Below are 17787 nucleotides of genomic sequence, written 5' to 3'. Positions count from 1 at the left end.
TTGTGAACCCGTGATCCCGCATTCTTGTCAGGCGGACGCCAAGCCGCGCGGCGGCGCCGCGGCCCCGAAGGGCCGCCCGGACGCTGCCGCGCGGCTTGAACCGCTTAGAACCACTTGTCGTGCGCTGCCTTGTCCGGCTCGCGCAGCGCCTGCAGGTCGGCCAGCTCGATGAACTCCCGCGGCACGCGGGCGCGCTTCGGGAAGACGACCGGCGGCGCCGGCTTGGTGGCGTCGACGATCGCGGCGCTGGACATCCGCGGCGTGTTCTTGCCTTCGGCGTTATACTCCCAGTTCGTCGGCAGCAGGCCGCCCGGTCCGTTCCAGCGCGGAATGACCAGCAGGTCCCGCTCCGCGTCGAAGCGCGTGCCGATCGCCCAGGCGACCTCCTCGCCGTTGAACACGTCGATATCGTCGTCCACGACGACAATGTGCCGCAGATTTTCCTGCTCGGTGTTCAGCGCGGCGAACGCCGCCTTCTTCACGTCGGCCTCCCGCTCCTTGTGCAGCGAGATGTAGCAGTGCATCCGGGCGTAGAACGGCACGTGAACGGTTTTCAGGCTTGGCACGACCTGCTTGACCGTCTGGTAGATGCTGCCGGAGCGCGGTACGCCGCCGACGACAAGGTGCTCGCGGCCCGACGCCACGATGTCCTGGAAAATCGCATGATTGCGGTGCGTAATGCGCTTGATGCGGATCTTCGGCACGGAGCCGCCGCCCAGATAGTGGCCCGGCCATTCCCCGAACGGCCCTTCCACGTGATCCTCGTCCGGCAAAATTTCGCCCTCGAGAATCAGCTCGGCGTGAGCCGGCACGAGCAGGTCCGACGTTTCCGCCTGCACGACTTCCAGCGCCTCGCCCATCAGCGCTCCCGCGGCCTCGTACTCGCCGCCGATGCCCTGCACCCGGGACACGGTTCCCATCACGAAGCCGGGATGGTGGCCGAGCGCGATCGCAATCGGCGCCGGCTTGCCCATTTTCTTATATTTCTTGTAGATCAGTCCGCCGTGGTGGGCGCCGAGAAACCAGACGCCCATGTCGCGCTCGTTGAAAATCTGATGGCGGTAAATGCCCGCGTTGATCAGACCGGAGTCCGGATCGCGGATGATCATGACGCCGGCGGACAGGTACGGCCCGCCGTCCATCTCGTTGTGAACGGGAATCGGCAGCTTACCCAGGTCGACGTCCTCTTCGGCGATGACATTCTGCTTGACGGTCGCTTGCGCGCGTTCGACGACAACCGGGGCGACCGGCTTTTTCAGCTTCTCCCCGTACACCCGCGGGATGTCCGACACCTCGCAGCCCAGATAGAGGGCGATGCGCTCGTAAGAGGTCAGCAGGTTGGAGACGCAGGCGAACTCCGAGCCTTTGACGCGTTCGAAGAGCAGGGCCGGGTAATCTCCCTTCTCCGCCAGCGCGGCGGCGTAGGCGGTAATGCCGAATTTCGGATCGACCTCCTTGTCCACAAGCCGGACGCTGCGTTCGTCGAGCTCCGTCAGCTGACGGAGGTAGGTTCTTAAATCCTGGGCCATGTTGCCAACTCCTGTTCTATATAAGGTAGTTCAAAAAGTCCAATTTTGATCACGAAGCGATGCAAGGAGCGGTTTCGACGTCGAATCTTGAATTCAGCCGGATCTTCCGGTACTCATGTAGGTTTTCCTACACTCCGTTCCTCATCACCGGTCTTCATCCAACATTCTCGGTGCTGAAAACCGGACTTTTTGAACATTCACTATTAAGGTAATAAGGACAGATCGACCGTCTCGTCGTAAGCAATTTCCTTCTTCAAAATGCCTTGGTCCAGCTGCGTCTTCTGCACGTAAGCGGCGCCGTCCTTGGTGACTTCCAGTCCTGCCGGCACTTTGACCAGCTGGTTGTGAACGGCCGATTCCAGCACGTCGCGCGGAATTTGGTTAAATGTTTTCGCCATCGCCTCGACCGCGCCGGCCGCATCCTGCTGCGCGCGATCGTTGATTTCCGCGGTCACCTTCAGGAACAGCTTCATCAGCTCTTCGTTTTTGGCGACCCAATCCGACTTGGCCATAATGACGATGCCCGCGTAGTCGAACGGCGGATCGTACAGAATGCGGTAGTTGCCGGTCGCCAGCATTTGCGAGATCGTCGGCTCCGACACCATGCCGCCGGCCGCCTGGCCGCTCTCGATCGCCGCCAGCATCGTCGCGCCGCTGCCGCCGTTGATCAGCTGGACTTCCTTCTCGGGGTCGATTCCCGCTTCCTTAAGCCCTTCGCGCAGGCCCGTATCGGACAGGCTTCCGACCTTGGTCACCGCCAGCGTCGTGCCCTTCAAATCCGCGAGCGACTGATACGGCGCATCCTGCTTGACGATCAGCGCATAGCCGACGCCGTTGAAGATTTCTCCGTACGCCTTGACGCCAAGCCCGTTCTGCTGCTGTCTGAGCACGTGCTCGTAGGAGCCGAGCACGACGTCGAGACTGCCGCCGACAAGCGCCTGAACCATATCCGCGCCTGCCGTAAAGTCGTTCTCTTCGACTTGAATGCCGGCCTGCTCGTAGGAGCCGTCGCTCAGTCCGATCTGCGCGACCATCGGCGTCATCCCGCCGCCGACGAGACCGAGCCGGATCGTCCCGGCCGCCGTTCCTCCGGCGGACGACCCTTCGCCCGCCGGGGGCTCCGACGACGACTTGCCGCAGGCGGCGAGCGCGGCAACCATAAGCACAAGAAGCGCGTACACAACTGTTTTGACCGATTTCATTTGAACATATCCTCCTTGATGTTTTGCGTTTAGTTGTATATCAAGCCGCTCCCGTTGTCGGGTTGGAGCGTGATTCTGCGTTACCGGTAGCGAAGCAGCCGCCGTTCGATCAGCAGCACGAGCTGCTCCAGAACGACCGCGATCGCCATGATCAGCACGAGGCCGGTAAAAATCCCCGTCGTATCCAGCATGTTCGAAGAATACGTAATGTAGTACCCCAGCCCCCGGTTGGAACCGACGAGCTCGGCGATTACGGAGCCGATCAGCGCCATGCCGATGTTCAGCCGCACGCTGGTCAGCAGCCAGACGGTGATCGACGGCAGCACGACCCAGCGCAGCTTGTGCGTCCACTTGGCCTTGTATGTGCTCATCATGTCCATCAGGTCCTTGTCGATGTTGCGTATGCCCTCGAAAGCGTTGTAGAAGGCGACGAAAATGACCATCGCCACGACCATGATGATTTTCGACGTCAGGCCGATGCCGAACCAGACGATGAACAGCGGAGCCAGAGAGACGCGGGGAAGGCTGTACAGCGCCATCATGTACGGATAAATCCATTTCTCGAAAATGCCGCTGAACGCCAGGCCGACGCCCAGCAGCGTACCGCCGATCATCCCGATGGCCAGACCGCCGATCGCCTCCTGCAGCGTCACGCTCATGTGGAACCACAAGTCTCCGTCGCCGATCATCTCGACGATCCGTCCGCCGATCAGCGAAGGCTTGCTGAGCCAGAAGGAGTTGAATGCCCTGCCGGACAGCACCTCCCACAGCCCGAGCACAAGCGCGAGCACGACGAGCCGTCCCAGCCAGACGGACGTTTTGGAATATTCGCGCTCCCGGAAAGAGGCCGAGCGGGCCGCGCCTTTGTTCTTTTTCGCCGCCATCAGCTATCCCCTCCCGTAGTCTCGTCGGCCATTTGCGCCCATATTTCTTTCTGCAGCTCTTTGAACACCGGATCGAACCGAATGTCGTAAAAAGGACGCGGACGCGCCAGGCGGACGTCGAACTCGGCCTTGATCCGTCCCGGACGGGCCGACATGACGATGACCCTATCGGACATCGCGATGGCCTCTTCGATATCGTGCGTAATGAACAGCACGCTCTTGCCGACCGCGTCCCACATCCGCAAAAACTGCTCGCCGATTTTAACCCGCGTCTGCGCGTCCAGCGGCCCGAACGGCTCGTCCATCAAGTAGATTTCGGGATCGTAAGCGAACGTGCGGGCCAGCGCCACCCGCTTCTTCATGCCCCCGGACAGCTGCTTGGGGAAGAAGCTTCCGAAGCCTTCCAGTCCGACCATCTTCAGCAGACGTTCCGTCTCCCGCAGCTGCTCCTTCTCCGGCAGCCCCTTGATCGCCAGCGGCAAGCGAACGTTGTCGGTCACCGTTTTCCAAGGAAGCAGCGCGTCGTTCTGAAACACCATGCCGATCTGATCGGGAACCCCTTCGATCGGTTTGCCGTCGATGGACGCCGTTCCCGCCGCGGGCTGCAGCAGGCCGGCCACCACTTTCAGCAGCGTCGACTTGCCGCAGCCGCTCGGACCGACGACGGAGACGAACTCCCCGTCCCGGACGTCCAGCCGAACTCCTTCCAGAGCGACGGTCTGCCGCCCTTTCGACTTATACTCCACCGCCAGATCCCGAATCGAGAGCTTCGGCTGACTGTCATTTGCCATCGGCGTTCACCTTCCCGTATGTGTGCTAGTCTGTATGATGCGTTCCAACCCGCGGCGCAAGGTGCGAATGCCGCTCTCGCGGACCAGGTTCCGCCTCTGCGCCTCCTCCAGGGAGACGAGGCGGAACCGGATGCGGCTTCCCAGGTTCGCCTGGGCCAGCAGCGGCAAATCGACGGAAGCGACCTGCGCGATTTTCGGATAACCTCCGGTCGTCTGGCGGTCGGCCATCAGCACGATCGGCTGTCCGTCGGGCGGCACCTGCACCGTTCCGAACGTGACCGCCGAGGAAATCAGCTCGCGCTTCTCCCGCAGCCGCAGCTCGGCGCCGGACAACCGGTAGCCCATCCGGTCGGACTCGGTCCGCACCGTATATTCTTCGCGAAAAAAAAGATCCGCGTCCGCTTCGTCGAACAGCTCCAGCTCCTGCCCGGCGATGGCCCGCACTTCCGGACTCGCCGAGTAGGCCGGCAGCAGATCGGGCGCGACGGACCAGCGGCTGACGCCCGCTCCCTCCGCCCGCGCTTCGTCCGCGAGCGGCTCGGCCAGACGGCGGCCGCCCTCGGACGGAAGCCCGATCGGCAGCCGGTCTCCCGCCTGCAGCGCGCGTCCTTCGAAGCCGCCGAGCCCGGCTCGCAAATACGTGGAGCGGCTGTTCATCCGCTCCGGCACGTCCACGCCTCCGGCGATGGCCAGGTAAGCGCGGCAGCCCAGCTTAAGCGGGCCGAAGCGGAGCCGACTGCCTTCCGGCGCGTACACCGTTCGCCACAGCGGGATATCCCTTCCGTTCAGGACGGGGGACAGATCGCCGCCGCAGATCGAGAGCAGCGTCGGCTCGGGGAAAAAAATTTCCGGACCGAGCATCGTGATCTCCAAGCCGGCCGCGTTCTCCGCGTTGCCGACGAGCAGATTGGCGACGCGGAGCGCGAAGGCGTCCATCGCTCCGCCGACAATGACGCCGTACTGCTGAACGCCGTATCGGCCCAAATCCTGCACCGTCGTGAGCAAGCCCGGTTTAAGCATAACCGCATTCATCGGCGCTTCGCCTCCCGCCGGTCGAATTCTTCCCGGGCGATCGGGCGAAAGCGCACGATGTCGCCGGCCCGCAGCAGCGTCGGCGGCGTGGCCGTCGGCAGGAACAGCGGCTCCGGCGTCCGGCCGATCAGCTGCCAGCCACCGGGCGTGGAGATCGGATAGACGCCCGTCTGATCGCCCGCAATGCCGACCGTTCCGGCCGGAATTGTCAGCCGTGGCGTCGCTCGGCGGGGCGTTGCAATACGCTCCGGCAAACCGCCCAAATAGGCGAACCCGGGCGCAAAGCCCAGCATGTAGACGAGGTAGTCGGCGGAAGCGTGAATCTCGATCACTTCCTGCTCCGACAGGCCGTGGTGAGCGGCCACCTCCGGCAAATCCGGCCCCAGATCGCCGCCGTAGCAGACGGGAATTTCGACGACCCGGGCTTGCTTGCGCCCGGTATGCTCCAGCTTGGCAAGCACCGCTTTCAAATGTTCGGCGGCGATGCCGAACGGGTCGGCGTTCTCCGGCGCGCCGGCATGCTCCCCGCCCGTCGCCAATTCGAACGGATCGTAATAGACGGCTACCGACAAAAAGGACGGAACGTGCTCGATCATGCCCGCAAAAGGCTGCCGCTCCAAGTATTCCGACAGCTGTCTCACCCGCTCGTGCGTCTCCGGACAAATCGTCTCGCCGAATTGAACGACAATCGCCGCGTCGCCCAGAGGCAGCAGCTTGGCCTCTACCTCTCCGTATTTCTCGTAGCTTGTTGCTGTCAAACGGCTCACTTCTCTCAAACTCATCTCTTTATAGTAGTCCCGAATTTCGGGACAATAATCCCGAATTTCAAATCCAATATATACGATCATTATAGTAGGCAATTCATAAAAATCAAGAAAAATTTTCGCAACCTCCACAAAGAAAGATCCGAGAAGACCGAGTAATACGCCCAAAATAACGGCTATTCAATCTTTTCCGCATTCGGAGTATACTTATTCGAGGACAGGGGATATCCCCCAAGCAGGGACGTACGGCATGATCGATGAAAAAGGCGGCGGGCATCCGTCCGTCGGTCATGTTCGGTACGGTTCTTTTGCTTGCGGGACAATCCCTTTAAGCGGAGAACCGCAATCGGGAGGAAAACGTGCAGAATAAAAACAAAAATAAAACCGTGATCAGATCGATGGATCTGCTAAACCTGTTTCTCGTCCATACGAAGCTCAGCGTGAACGACATGATTCGTCTGTCCGGCATTCCCAAGTCGTCCGTTCACCGGATGATCGCCTCGCTGGCGGACATGGGCTTGCTGCACAAGGACCAGGACGGACAATACGAGCTGGGCCTGCTGTTCCTGCAATTCGGAAACCTGGTCGCGGAGAGGCTCGATATCCGACATGTCGCCGCAGCGGAGATGCAGCGGCTTCGGGACGAGATCGGGGAAGCCGTCCACCTTGCGGTGCGTGACGGAGATTCGTCCATGTACATCGAGAAGCTCGACACCGACCATCCCGTGCGCCTGTTCACGAAGATCGGCAGAAGAGCCCCGCTCTACGCCGGCGCCTCGTCGCGGATTTTGCTGGCCTTCATGCCGGAAGAGGAACGGGAAGAATACTTAAGCGAAGTCGAGCTGAAGCCGATCGGCCCCGGAACGATCGTCAGCCTCGCGAAGCTGCGCGAGACGCTGGCCGCGTCCAGGGAAAGCGGCTGCAGCTTCAGCATATCCGAGCTGGAAAACTACACGGCGGAATTGTGCGCCCCCATCTTCGACCATACCGGACGGATGGCGGCCGGACTCAGCATCGCCGGACCCGAAGGCCGTTTCGGCGAAGATTGGCGGCCCGAGCTGATTCGCAAAGTCAAGCAAGCGGCCCACGAAATTTCGCTCAAGCTCGGCTACGGCGGCCCTCCTTGCGGACAATGAGGCGCCGCGTTTCTTGCTAACGCTATCTTGCGGAACGACAAAGAAGCTGTCCCATAAGCGCTTCAAGTTTCTCTGAAAAATAGTCGGTGACGCTGAAGGTGTAAGCCGGTGACGGGCCAATAGGCACGTGGGACGAGCTTAAACGAACCGCCGGAGCTGGGGACGGCTCAATAGGTATGTGGGACGGGCTTAAACGTGACTCCGGAGACGGTGACGAGCGAATAGGCACGTGAGACGGGCTTAAACGAGCCGCCGCAGCCGGTGACGGGCCAATAAGTATGTGGGACGAGCTTAAACGTGCCTCCGGAGTCAGTGACGGGTCAATAGGTATGTGGGACGGGCTTAAACGTGCCGCCGCAGCCGGTAACGAGTGAATAGGCACGTGGGACGGGCTTAAACGTGCCGCCGCAGCCGGTAACGAGTGAATAGGCACGTGGGACGAGCTTAAACGAGCCGCCGCAGCCGGTGACGGGCCAATAAGTATGTGGGACGAGCTTAAACGTGCCTCCGGAGTCAGTGACGGGTCAATAGGTATGTGGGACGAGCTTAAACGAACCTCCGAAGCCGGTGATGGGTCAATAGGTACGTGGGACGAGCTTAAACGTGTCGCTGGAGACGGTGACGGGCCAATAGGTATGTGGGACGGGCTTAAACGACCCGCCGGAGCAGATGGCGGGTCGATAGGTACGTGGGACGAGCTTAAACGTGCCGCCGCAGCCGGTGACGTGCCAATAGGTATGTGGGACGGGCTTAAAAGATTCCCAAGAAGCGTCGTTTACGGGACAGTCCCCTTATTGTGCCCCTACTCCGAAAGGTGCGCGACGATGTTGACCAGCTTGCCGAACGGATCGCGAACGTAGAAGCGGCGGACGCCCCACGGCTCGTCGACCGGGCCGTACTCGATCGCAAACCCCGCCTCCTTCATTCTCTCATGTGCCTCGTCCACGTCGTCCACCTCGATCGACAAGTCGGGCGTCGGCGTCTGCGACCCGCCCTGCGAGGCAAAGCTGATTTGCACGCCCATTCGCTCGCCCGATCCGTACGTGGCGATCCAGCCATGGTCCATGAGCGGCTCCAGCCCCAGCACGTCCCGATAAAAGCTGCGCGCTTCCTCTATTCTCTGCGTCTCAATATTCGCTACGATTCGTTTAACTCGCATCGTTCATTCCCCCTCCTTCGATCGTTATAACTATTGTAATTGGATAGGACGAGGCAGAATCCTTTCGCGTTGCAAATCCTGTTTCTTAGGGCGTGTATGCAATCCCGCTCAGGGGCATCTATCACCGCCTTTTCGCCCCCTGCTTCGACCCTTTGACGTACCTCCGGTACGCCTTCACAAAAGTTCCTTGCATGGAACGAAAATTCGGCAACATCTGCTGTCCTCGGAGGTTGCATACACGCCCTAGTCTCCCACATGCGCCAGCTTGTCGGGATTCCGGACAATGTACAGGTTGCGAATGGCCCCGCCCTCGACGTGAAGCATCCCGACGGTATGAACGCCTTCGCCTGACCGGAACAGAATGCCGTACTGTCCGTTCAGACGGCGTACTTCCAGGCTGGAATGGCCTTCGTCCGACACGAATCGGGCCAGCGTCGCCAGAAGGAAACGCGCGACGAGCTCCCCCGTCTTGATCGGCTTGACGGCCGCCGTAGCTTTGCCGCCTCCGTCGGCGACCAGCACCGCGTCCGGATCGAGCAAGATCAGCATTCGGTCCATGCTCCCCTGCTTGAGCGCGTCCATAAAGCTGTGCGCCCATTCGGGATCAGCCGCTTCGGCAGGAACGTTCTTGTCGTCGTCCCGTCCAAGCTTGGCGCTCGCGCGGCTGAACAGCTTGCGGCAGTTCACCTCGCTCTTGTCGATCAATTCGGCAATCTCCCGATATTCAAAGCCGAGCGCCTCGCGAAGGACGAATACGACTCGTTCCGTCGGAGACAGCCGCTCCAGCAAGACGAGCATGGCATAGGACAAAAGATCGTCGCGGGCGACCGCCTCCGACAAATCCTCGTCCGAACTCAAGAGCGGCTCGGGAAGCCACTCTCCGAAATACTCCTCCCGTTTCTTGCGCGCCGATTTATTTAAATCCCTGCAGCGGTTCGCGACCATCTTGCACAGATAGGCTTTCGGTTCGCCCAGTCGTTCCGGAGGCACGTCGTATATTTTCAGAAAAACGTCCTGCACCACATCTTCCGCATCGGATACCGATCCGGTCAATTGATAAGCGAGCTTAAACAGAAGCCCCTTATACTGCATATATAACTCCTGCGCGTATCCCTGCTGCATCTCCTACCGACTCCCTTTGCTTTTTTCGCCTATAGATAGCCCTATAAATGAAACGAAACAGGGGCCGTTTTTGTGACATTGCCCGCTGACTTGGCTCCTCTTCGCGTATCCTAACCTCTCCAATTTCCAAGCGAATATGTCTTCGGGATACGGACAATATCCGCATCCGCATACCCGTTTTGGGCATTGTACATACTACCAGCAAGCCATACGACAATGCCGGAGTGATCGTTCATGGGTGCCGTAAGCCAAAGCGCTGAAATCAATGAAGCTTATCTGCGGGCTCAGTTCCAACGCTGCTCGGACTTCGTGCTGCGTTCTTTCACGTTAAAAGACCAAACCCGGCTTATACTCGTATATCTCGATGGAATGATTCGATCCGAAAGCGTAGAAGACAACTTCCTCAAGCCCCTCCTGTTCGACGGATTACCGCAAGGCATAGACCGAATATTGTCGCTCGTCGAAATGTTCCGGCGCGAATGGCTTCCGTTAACGAGCATAAAGACGGAGGATTCGTTGGACGGCTTGGTCGCCTGCGTTCTGCAGGGCGGTCTGGGAATATTGGTCGACGGAGAAGCTTCCGCGCTCGTCGCTCAAGTGCAGGGCTACGAGAAGCGAGGCATCGAAGAGCCGCAGAAAGAATCGACCTTGCGCGGCTCCAAGGAAGGCTTCGTCGAGCATCTTCGCACCAATACGTCGTTGATCAGACGGAGAATCGTTCATCCGCAGTTGAAAATGGAGTCGTACACGGTCGGCAAATATACGCAAACGGAAGTCGTCCTGTCCTACATGCAAGGAATGGCGGATGAGCAAGTGCTGTCGGTCGTCCGCGACAAGCTGGACAAGATCGACACCGACGGTATCATCGATTCCGCTTATATCGAAGAATGGCTCGAAAACAACTCGTTCTCCATCTTCCCGCAAGTGCAAAATACCGAACGTCCCGACGTCGTGGTCGCGAGCTTGTTGGAAGGCAAAGTCGCTCTGATCGCGAACGGAACGCCTTCCGTCCTCATCCTGCCGATCACTCTATGGTCGGGTCTTCAGTCGGCGGACGACTATTTCGAAAGATTCGTCTTCGTCCTGCTGATCCGAACGATCCGCTACATCATGACCTTCATCTCCTTCGCCCTGCCCGCCATCTATGTCGCGCTTTCGACTTTCCATCCGGAGATGATCCCCAGCTATCTTATGATCAGCATCGCGACGGCCAGAGAAAGCTCGCCGTTCCCCACCGTCGTCGAAGTGTTCCTCATGATGTTCATCTTCGACGGCTTGCAGGAAGCCGGCGTCCATCTTCCCAACCAGCTCGGTCCCGTCGTCAGCATTATCGGAGCGCTCGTGATCGGGCAAGCCGCCGTCGAAGCGGGCATCATCTCGACGCCGATCATTATCGTCATTTCCTTGACGGGCGTTGCGACTTACACGATTCCGAGATACAGCGCGACACTACCGTTCCGCCTGATTCGCTACCTCCTGCTGTTCGTTACGGGCATGCTCGGATTCGTCGGCTTCGCGTTCGGCATCATCTTCCTGCTGATCCATCTGGTCATGCTGGAATCCTTCGGCACGCCTTACTTGAGCCCGGTGGCTCCGTTCGACGGCAAACGGATCAAAGACATTTTGATCCGCTACCCTTTCGCCCCGAAGAGCGGGCGGAACAAGAAAGGAATGGGCAGATGATTCGCTTCCTTCTCCGCATGAGCGTCTTGATGCTGCTTGCTTGCGCCGCCTCCGGATGCACGGATTTTATCGAGCCGAATCAATTGGCCTTCGTCATGGGCACGGCCGTCGATCACGCCGACGACGGAGAAGTCGAAGTCAGCCATCAGATCGTCATCCCGACGCAGAAGAGCGGCCCGTTCGGAGGATCGGGAGATTCGGACAGCTTCGTCGTGATGTCGGCCAAAGGGAAAAACGTATTCGAAGCCATTCACAAAGTCCAGAAGAAGATGACCCGCCGATTGATGCCGAGTCACCGCCAACTGATCGCCATCAGCGAACAGTATTTTCAAAAAAATGACGTAAGTACGTTATTCGATAAACTCAACCGGGACCCTGCCAACAATTTAAGAGATATTACCGTCCTGGTCAAAGGCGATCTCGCCAAAAACTTCCTCCTGCTCGACCATCCGATGGAGCATCTGTCCAGCATCGCCACCGGAAAAGAAATGGAGATCAACGGGATGAACCGCTTCTCGACCAGGCAATTCATCATCGACAGCCTGTCCGAAGGGACCCGCCCTCTCGTGCCGGTGCTGCAAATCGAACAGGTCAAAGTGCGCAGCAAGGAGACGGGGCCGATTGCCGCGTTATCCGGCTTCGCCGCCTTGAACAAGAAGCTTAAAATCGCGGGCTTCCTGAACGATGCAGAAGGAGCCGGAGCTGTCTGGATGTCGGGAAAAGGCACGTTCCATGCCATTACGCTTCCTTGGAAAAATGGCAAAGACACCCTGTCGTTCCGGCTCACTCATCTTCGACGCCGGATCGACTCGACGGACGGTCCTGATTCGCGGCGCGTCGTACTCACCGTTATGGCGCAAGCTTATCTTCTTGAAAACACGACCTCGCTCGATTTGTCCGAGACGCATTACATGCTGGAAGTCCAGAAATACATGAACGACAAGATTAGCGAGGACCTGCAGCTTACGATGGATAAAGTCCAGGAATGGGGATCCGATGTCTTCGGAATCGGCGAATACTTGCACCGCAGCTCCCCCTACTGGTGGAAGTCGCAAAAGGACGATTGGGATCATAAATTCGAGGATCTCGACGTTACCGTCCGGTCGAACATTCAACTAAGGTCCGTCGGAGCGAGCGGAACGTCGTTTAATTGATCCAAGGAAGGGATGGCGGCAAAGCATGAAAGTGAGCGGTTATCAGATGTTCTGGCTGATCAGCATCTCTTCCTTGATCGTGTTCTCCTTCCTTCCCATGCATCTGGCCGTAGAGCAGGCGCGCCAGGACGGCTGGATCTCCATTCTGCTTGGCGGCATGATCATGCTGGCGGCTACCTGGATCACGCTGCGCGTCTGCATGCAGAACAAGGACAAAACGCTGGTCGGCTTCGTCAGAGACCTGCTGGGCACGGTACTGGGCAAAATCATCGTTTCGTTCTATTTTCTGCTCTGGTTTACGCAAATGGCCACGATCGTAAGAGGAATGGCGGAATTTCAAAATCTGGTCATGCTCCACAATACGCCGATGGTCTTGATCCTGGTGTGCATGCTGTTTCTCGTTGCTTATGCGGTGCACAAAGGCGGGATTACCGCCGTCAGCCGCTGCGCGGAAATGATCGGTCCTCTGTTCGTTCTCCTGCTGTACGTGCAGCTATTCCTGAATCCGCAGGATATGGACGTCAAAAGGGTGCTGCCGATCTATGCCGACTCGGGCTGGCCGGCCATTCTGACGGGTACGCTGCATTCGTTCAACTACATGGTGGACCCTTCGATCGTCCTCATGCTGTTCTTCTTCGCCGAGAACAAACGAGCCGCCTCCCGCGCGATTATGTGGGGAACCGCGATCTCGATGCTGTGGGGCGTATTGGCTACCCTGGTCCTCGTGTTTGTAACCGGCCCTCATATCGCGGCCGAATTGGTCGTTCCCGTCTATTCGCTCACCAAGTTCGTATCCATTCTCAATTTCGTGCAAAATATCGACGCCTTTTACATCCCGTTCTGGCTGCTCGGCGCTTTTATTAAATTATCGGTATGCTTGTTCATTCTCAGCTATGGGCTGTCCGAATGGACCGGCTTCCAAAACTGGAGGCTGATCGCTTGGCTGGCCGCCGTCGCCTGCCTGGCGTTCGTGCTGTTCAGCGCGCACCGCATTGAGCTTTCCAATACCCTTAAGAACGCATATCTGATCGGACTGGCATATCCTTCTCTCTACATTGCCCTCCCCTTGATCTTATGGATGCTGGGAAGCCTGCGGCGACGGCGCAAGACGGCGAACGCCGCCTGAGCCGGATCGTCCGTGTCACAGAATAAATCCGGTCATCGTTATATGTACGAAGGGAGAATAACCGGCAACGGCTTTCGAGCTTCATACACCAAAGCAAAGAGAGGTAATTAACGATGGCGCAGCGGATCAACTATATGCAGCAGTCCCCCGAGTTTTTCAAGAAAATGCTGGACTTCAGCAACACGGAACAAGCCGGAGCGATCGAAGAGAGCATTCTTCATCTGGTTCATATTCGAGCATCGCAAATCAATGGGTGCGGCTTCTGCCTGGACATGCATATCAAGCAAGCCAAAATCCATGGAGAGCGAGAGCTTCGCCTCTATCATCTGCCGATTTGGCGGGAATCGACCTTGTTCGAACCGCGCGAACGGGCCGCGCTGGCCTGGACCGAAATTTTGACCAAGCTGCCTGAGCACGGCGTTCCCGACGACGTCTATCAACGCGTTCGCGAGCAGTTCTCCGAGAAGGAGCTCTCGGACCTGACCTTCTCGGTCATGGCCATCAATGCCTGGAATCGCGTTAATGTCGCCTTCAAGACCGTACCCGGCTCCGCCGACGCGGCGTTCGGCTTGACGAAAGCCGGTCTGAATTAACCCAATCGTTGAACGAGCATCGGAGATCGCCTATAATATAAAGATAGGAAAAATTTGAACCGTGGAGCGTCTATTCGCAGGATACTCCACGGTTTATTCTTTATTTTGACCCAGTCCAATTGAAAATAAGAGGTTTATAAAAAGATGTATAAAGTCCTGATCGTAGACGACGAACCGCAGATCGTTCACGGGTTGAGCAAGCAGACCCATTGGGAAGATTTCAATATGATCGTCGCCGCCACGGCTACGAACGGGGTCGATGCGCTTGCGGCTATGGAAGACGGCCCTATCGATCTGCTGATCGCCGACGTATGCATGCCTCAGATGGACGGCCTGGAGCTGATCCTGGAAGTCAAGCGCAAATCCCCTTCTCTGCGATGCATTATTATAAGCGCATTCAACGAATTCGAATTCGTGAAGTCGGCGCTCCAATTGGGAGTCGAAAACTATTTGCTCAAGCCCATCAACGGAGACGAGCTTAGCGACACGTTGATTAAGACGCAGTCCAACCTGGATAGCGACAGATCGGCGGCGAGTCCGTATCCTCCCGCGGTCCACGTGTTTCGCGCCAACATCCTCGAACGCTGGGCGAACGGCTCTATCCAGGAATTCGAGCTCTACGAGCGCGCGGAATTGCTGCAGATCGAATTGTCGGAATCGGAGTACCGCGTCGTCGTGATGGACTTGTACCGTTTGCCGGAGTCGGCGGATCGGATTCGTCTGGCTTCCCAATGGCTTGATCTGTGCGCGTCCGCGATGTCCTCCGAATATCGCGGCGAGTTTTTTATGGACTCGGCGTTACGCGTCGTCTGCATCCTGCACGGCTCCGATTTGGCCCAAGGAGACGAACGGCTGGTTGGCGTAATCCAGCGAATCGCAGCCCGGGCCGCGGCAAGCGATACCCGGTTCTTCGCTTCGATCGGACCTGTATCCCCCTCCTTCACGGGCGTCAACGCGAGCTATTCCGCAGCCCTTTTCCATCTGGGTTGCCGCCTGGTCGATCCGGCGGCTCTTTATACCTTTAGCGGACTCCTGAGCGATCCGCGGCAGGGCGTTCCGAACGAACGGCAGCTGCTGGTCCTGCATTTCGAGAATGCCCTTAGAGACGGCGAACAGCAGACGGCCCTGAAATGGGCCAAAAATTATATGGAGTCTTCGGCGGCCGCCGGTTTAGCGGAGATGCGGGCGGCGATGCTGCCGCTGGTTCTGTCCCTTGTCCGCGCGATGGACGAGTCGGGCCGGGTATCCGACGAGCTGCCCGAGTCCATCACCCTTCGGCTGGCGGAGTTCACTCTGGCGGAATCGAAGGACGAGCTGACAAGCTGGTTGGCAGCGACCCTTAACGAAGCCCTCCTCGTCATTCACGGCCGCAAAGTTTCATACCATATGCTGGTCCATCTTACGCTGGAGCAGCTGCGGCAAAATTATCATACGGGCTTGTCGCTGAAGACGCTGGCCTCGGATTACAACGTAAGTCCGGCTTATCTTGGCCAATTGTTCAAGGAAGAAACCGGGAAATATTTCAACGATTATCTGCTTCAGATTCGTCTGCAGGCCTCCAAAGCGCTCCTGCTCGATACCGATCTCAAGATCGGAGAAATCTCCAATCGGATCGGCATTCCCAATCAAAGCTACTTTAACCGGATCTTCAAAAAAGTTCACGGGATTTCACCTGTGGAATTCCGGCGGCACGCTCAAATGCGTTAAGGCTTGATTCAGTTGGCCGCACGTCATTGCCGGAATGCGCACGATCACGCGCGTCAGACGGTTCGCTTCGCTTTCCATGCGTATGCCGTAATCGCTGCCGTAGACGAGTTGAATTCTCTCGTGCGCGCTGTACAGTCCATAGCTCGATTTATGGACGGGGCCGCTCGATTCCAGACCGCTGCGAACCTCCTGCAAGCGGTCCGGATGGAGCCCCTTTCCGTTGTCCTCGATGTGAAAATAAATATCGCCCTCCTCCATGAATCCCCGGATTACGAACCGATTGTTATCGCTTTGCTCCCGAATGCCGTGAACAAAATAGTTTTCGATTACCGGCTGCAGCAGATTTTTGGGAATTCCGTACTCCATGGCCCGCGGATCGACGTCCACCTCGAAATCGAATCGGCTTGCGTGGCGCAGCGCGAAAATTTCCACATACATGCTGCACATGCCGATCTCCTTGCGGATCGGGATAAACGTGTTATCCCGGACGATGCTGCGGTACAGGTTCGCCAGCAGAACGATCATCTCGGCGATGTTGGCGTTGCCGTCGTCGAATGCCTTGATCCGGATAGCCTCCAGCGTGTTATACAGAAAATGGGGATTCAGCCCCGCCTGGAGCGCCTTTAACTCGGCGTTTTTTTTGCGGATTTCGCTGGCGTATTCCCGATTGATCCTCTCCTGCAGATCATCGCACATTCCATTGAAGCGCTTGGCCAGTTCTTCGAACTCGTCCGTTCTTGCGCGCAGCGGAATCCGATAGGATAGATTGTTCGACCCCACGACTTTCATCGCCCGGATCAGCTCGCGCACGCGGCGGAACGCCAGCGAGCCGGCCAAGGAATACAGCAGCGCGCATACGAGAGCCATAGCCGTCACGGCTCCGAAAATCAAATAAGGCAAATGCGAACCGTTCCGGTCAAGAAGCTCCCGCGGCACGAAATTCGCCGCGATATAATTCCGGTTGCCCGACTTGACCGTCTGGACATAATATCGCTTGCCCGCGAGGGTAACCTTGTCCGCTCCCGATTTCAGCGTTTCCAGCTCGGAGAAACCGCCTTGCCCGTACCGCCCTTCGGAATCGTATACGAGCTCTCCGTCCTCCGTTACGATCACGAACCGGCCAAGCGTCTTGTCGCTGGAGCCCTGGTAGATGCGCTGCAGCGCCTGTGTGCTGTAGGCGATGAGAATTTGTCCCGCGTTCAGCCGAATGTCGGCCGTCCCCAGCGTCCCCGCGATCCCGTACAGCTGTAGGTCCGATATGCTCGATGAGCCGCCGTCTATCGTGGTTGTGCCGAATAGCGTCCGCCCCGCTCCCTTAAATCTTAGCTTGTTGAAGAAGGGATAGCTGTCCGGGACGAGCGACAGCGTTCGGCTCCGGGAATTGTATACGTATTGGGCGCCGGTCAGGTTTTTGCGCAGCAGCACCGCGGCGATGTCGGGATCGCGTGTCGCGATGCTCTGAGCCAGGCCGACGATTTCCTGTTTGTTGAACGGATCGTTCTCGTAATCGAAATCGGACGACGATTCCAGCAGCCGGCTCATGGAGGCGTAATTTTCCTGGACTTCGTACAGCGGGAACAGCAAATTCAGAAATTCGTCCTGCTTGATATCGTAATAATTGTACAAGGAATGAAGCACGTCGCGGCTTTGCTGCAGTTGAGTGACTCTGTTGAGCTTTAGCGCGTATTGCGTCGAGACGTAAGCGAGCGAATAAGCGACGAGCAAAAAGATCAACGTGTTGTAGAGCATCAACCGGTTATGCAGACGCATTCGAAACAAGCGCCGGGATTGCCGCCATCGACCGCTTCCCGTTCCCATCGCGCACCCCCTCCTCTTCGCTATCGCCGCTTGTGCTGCAGCATCCTCAAGCAAACAAGGAAAAGACCGCACCCGGAGTTGTCCGGG

Annotated in this window: 15 protein-coding genes; 6 read left to right on the top strand and 9 right to left on the bottom strand. The window is 58.0% G+C overall.

Annotated features, from left to right (window positions below):
* Positions 1 to 104: 104 nt before the first annotated feature.
* The 6 genes from ACFFT4_RS19495 to pxpB form a co-directional block, all read right to left on the bottom strand.
* Positions 105 to 1529 (bottom strand): UbiD family decarboxylase, encoded by a 1425-nt coding sequence (locus ACFFT4_RS19495; protein WP_378050486.1) that lies wholly within the window; start codon positions 1527 to 1529, stop codon positions 105 to 107.
* A 203-nt stretch (positions 1530 to 1732) separates the two neighbouring features.
* The gene (locus ACFFT4_RS19490; protein WP_378050485.1) at positions 1733 to 2731 is read right to left on the bottom strand and encodes an ABC transporter substrate-binding protein; all 999 of its coding nucleotides are present in this window, start codon (positions 2729 to 2731) and stop codon (positions 1733 to 1735) included.
* Positions 2732 to 2811: 80 nt separating this feature from the next.
* The gene (locus ACFFT4_RS19485; RefSeq protein ID WP_378050484.1) at positions 2812 to 3615 is read right to left on the bottom strand and encodes an ABC transporter permease; all 804 of its coding nucleotides are present in this window, start codon (positions 3613 to 3615) and stop codon (positions 2812 to 2814) included.
* A complete protein-coding gene (locus tag ACFFT4_RS19480; RefSeq protein ID WP_378050483.1) occupies positions 3615 to 4406 on the bottom strand; it encodes an ABC transporter ATP-binding protein in 792 nt (263 codons plus the stop codon). Before ACFFT4_RS19480 ends, ACFFT4_RS19485 begins: the two co-directional genes overlap by 1 nt.
* A gap of 6 nt (positions 4407 to 4412) precedes the next feature.
* Entirely contained in the window at positions 4413 to 5438 is a 1026-nt protein-coding gene (locus tag ACFFT4_RS19475) for a 5-oxoprolinase subunit C family protein (protein ID WP_378050482.1), read from the bottom strand.
* Positions 5435 to 6196 (bottom strand): 5-oxoprolinase subunit PxpB, encoded by a 762-nt coding sequence (pxpB, locus tag ACFFT4_RS19470; protein ID WP_378050481.1) that lies wholly within the window; start codon positions 6194 to 6196, stop codon positions 5435 to 5437. Before pxpB ends, ACFFT4_RS19475 begins: the two co-directional genes overlap by 4 nt.
* Positions 6197 to 6600: 404 nt before the next feature.
* Here pxpB and ACFFT4_RS19465 point away from each other — a divergent pair, with 404 nt between their 5' ends.
* Complete coding sequence (locus tag ACFFT4_RS19465) at positions 6601 to 7338, top strand: IclR family transcriptional regulator (protein WP_378050513.1); 738 nt, start codon at positions 6601 to 6603, stop codon at positions 7336 to 7338.
* Positions 7339 to 8140: 802 nt separating this feature from the next.
* Here ACFFT4_RS19465 and ACFFT4_RS19460 read toward each other — a convergent pair.
* Positions 8141 to 8497: a VOC family protein gene (locus tag ACFFT4_RS19460; protein ID WP_378050480.1), complete on the bottom strand. Its 357-nt coding sequence runs from the start codon at positions 8495 to 8497 to the stop codon at positions 8141 to 8143.
* Positions 8498 to 8740: 243 nt separating this feature from the next.
* Positions 8741 to 9619, bottom strand: coding sequence for an RNA polymerase sigma factor SigJ (gene sigJ, locus ACFFT4_RS19455; protein WP_378050479.1), 879 nt, complete (start codon positions 9617 to 9619; stop codon positions 8741 to 8743).
* A 234-nt stretch (positions 9620 to 9853) separates the two neighbouring features.
* Between sigJ and ACFFT4_RS19450 the strand changes: the two genes are divergently transcribed.
* From ACFFT4_RS19450 to ACFFT4_RS19430, 5 genes are all read left to right on the top strand, one after another.
* Positions 9854 to 11302, top strand: coding sequence for a spore germination protein (locus tag ACFFT4_RS19450; RefSeq protein WP_378050478.1), 1449 nt, complete (start codon positions 9854 to 9856; stop codon positions 11300 to 11302).
* Complete coding sequence (locus ACFFT4_RS19445) at positions 11299 to 12456, top strand: Ger(x)C family spore germination protein (protein WP_378050477.1); 1158 nt, start codon at positions 11299 to 11301, stop codon at positions 12454 to 12456. The genes ACFFT4_RS19450 and ACFFT4_RS19445 overlap by 4 nt, the downstream gene beginning before the upstream one ends.
* A 25-nt stretch (positions 12457 to 12481) precedes the next feature.
* Entirely contained in the window at positions 12482 to 13582 is a 1101-nt protein-coding gene (locus ACFFT4_RS19440; RefSeq protein ID WP_378050476.1) for a GerAB/ArcD/ProY family transporter, read from the top strand.
* Positions 13583 to 13695: 113 nt separating this feature from the next.
* Positions 13696 to 14175, top strand: a complete 480-nt coding sequence (locus tag ACFFT4_RS19435) for a carboxymuconolactone decarboxylase family protein (RefSeq protein ID WP_378050475.1) — start codon at positions 13696 to 13698, stop codon at positions 14173 to 14175.
* 144 nt (positions 14176 to 14319) lie between these two features.
* Complete coding sequence (locus ACFFT4_RS19430) at positions 14320 to 15882, top strand: response regulator (RefSeq protein WP_378050474.1); 1563 nt, start codon at positions 14320 to 14322, stop codon at positions 15880 to 15882.
* Here ACFFT4_RS19430 and ACFFT4_RS19425 read toward each other — a convergent pair.
* Positions 15844 to 17700, bottom strand: a complete 1857-nt coding sequence (locus ACFFT4_RS19425) for a sensor histidine kinase (protein WP_378050473.1) — start codon at positions 17698 to 17700, stop codon at positions 15844 to 15846. The genes ACFFT4_RS19430 and ACFFT4_RS19425 overlap by 39 nt on opposite strands.
* Between the last annotated feature and the right edge of the window lie 87 nt (positions 17701 to 17787).

Source organism: Cohnella cellulosilytica, from assembly GCF_042431195.1.
Lineage (GTDB): Bacteria > Bacillota > Bacilli > Paenibacillales > Paenibacillaceae > Cohnella > Cohnella cellulosilytica.
Note: the sequence above shows the minus strand (reverse complement) of the source record. Positions and strands in the feature narration are given on the sequence as shown.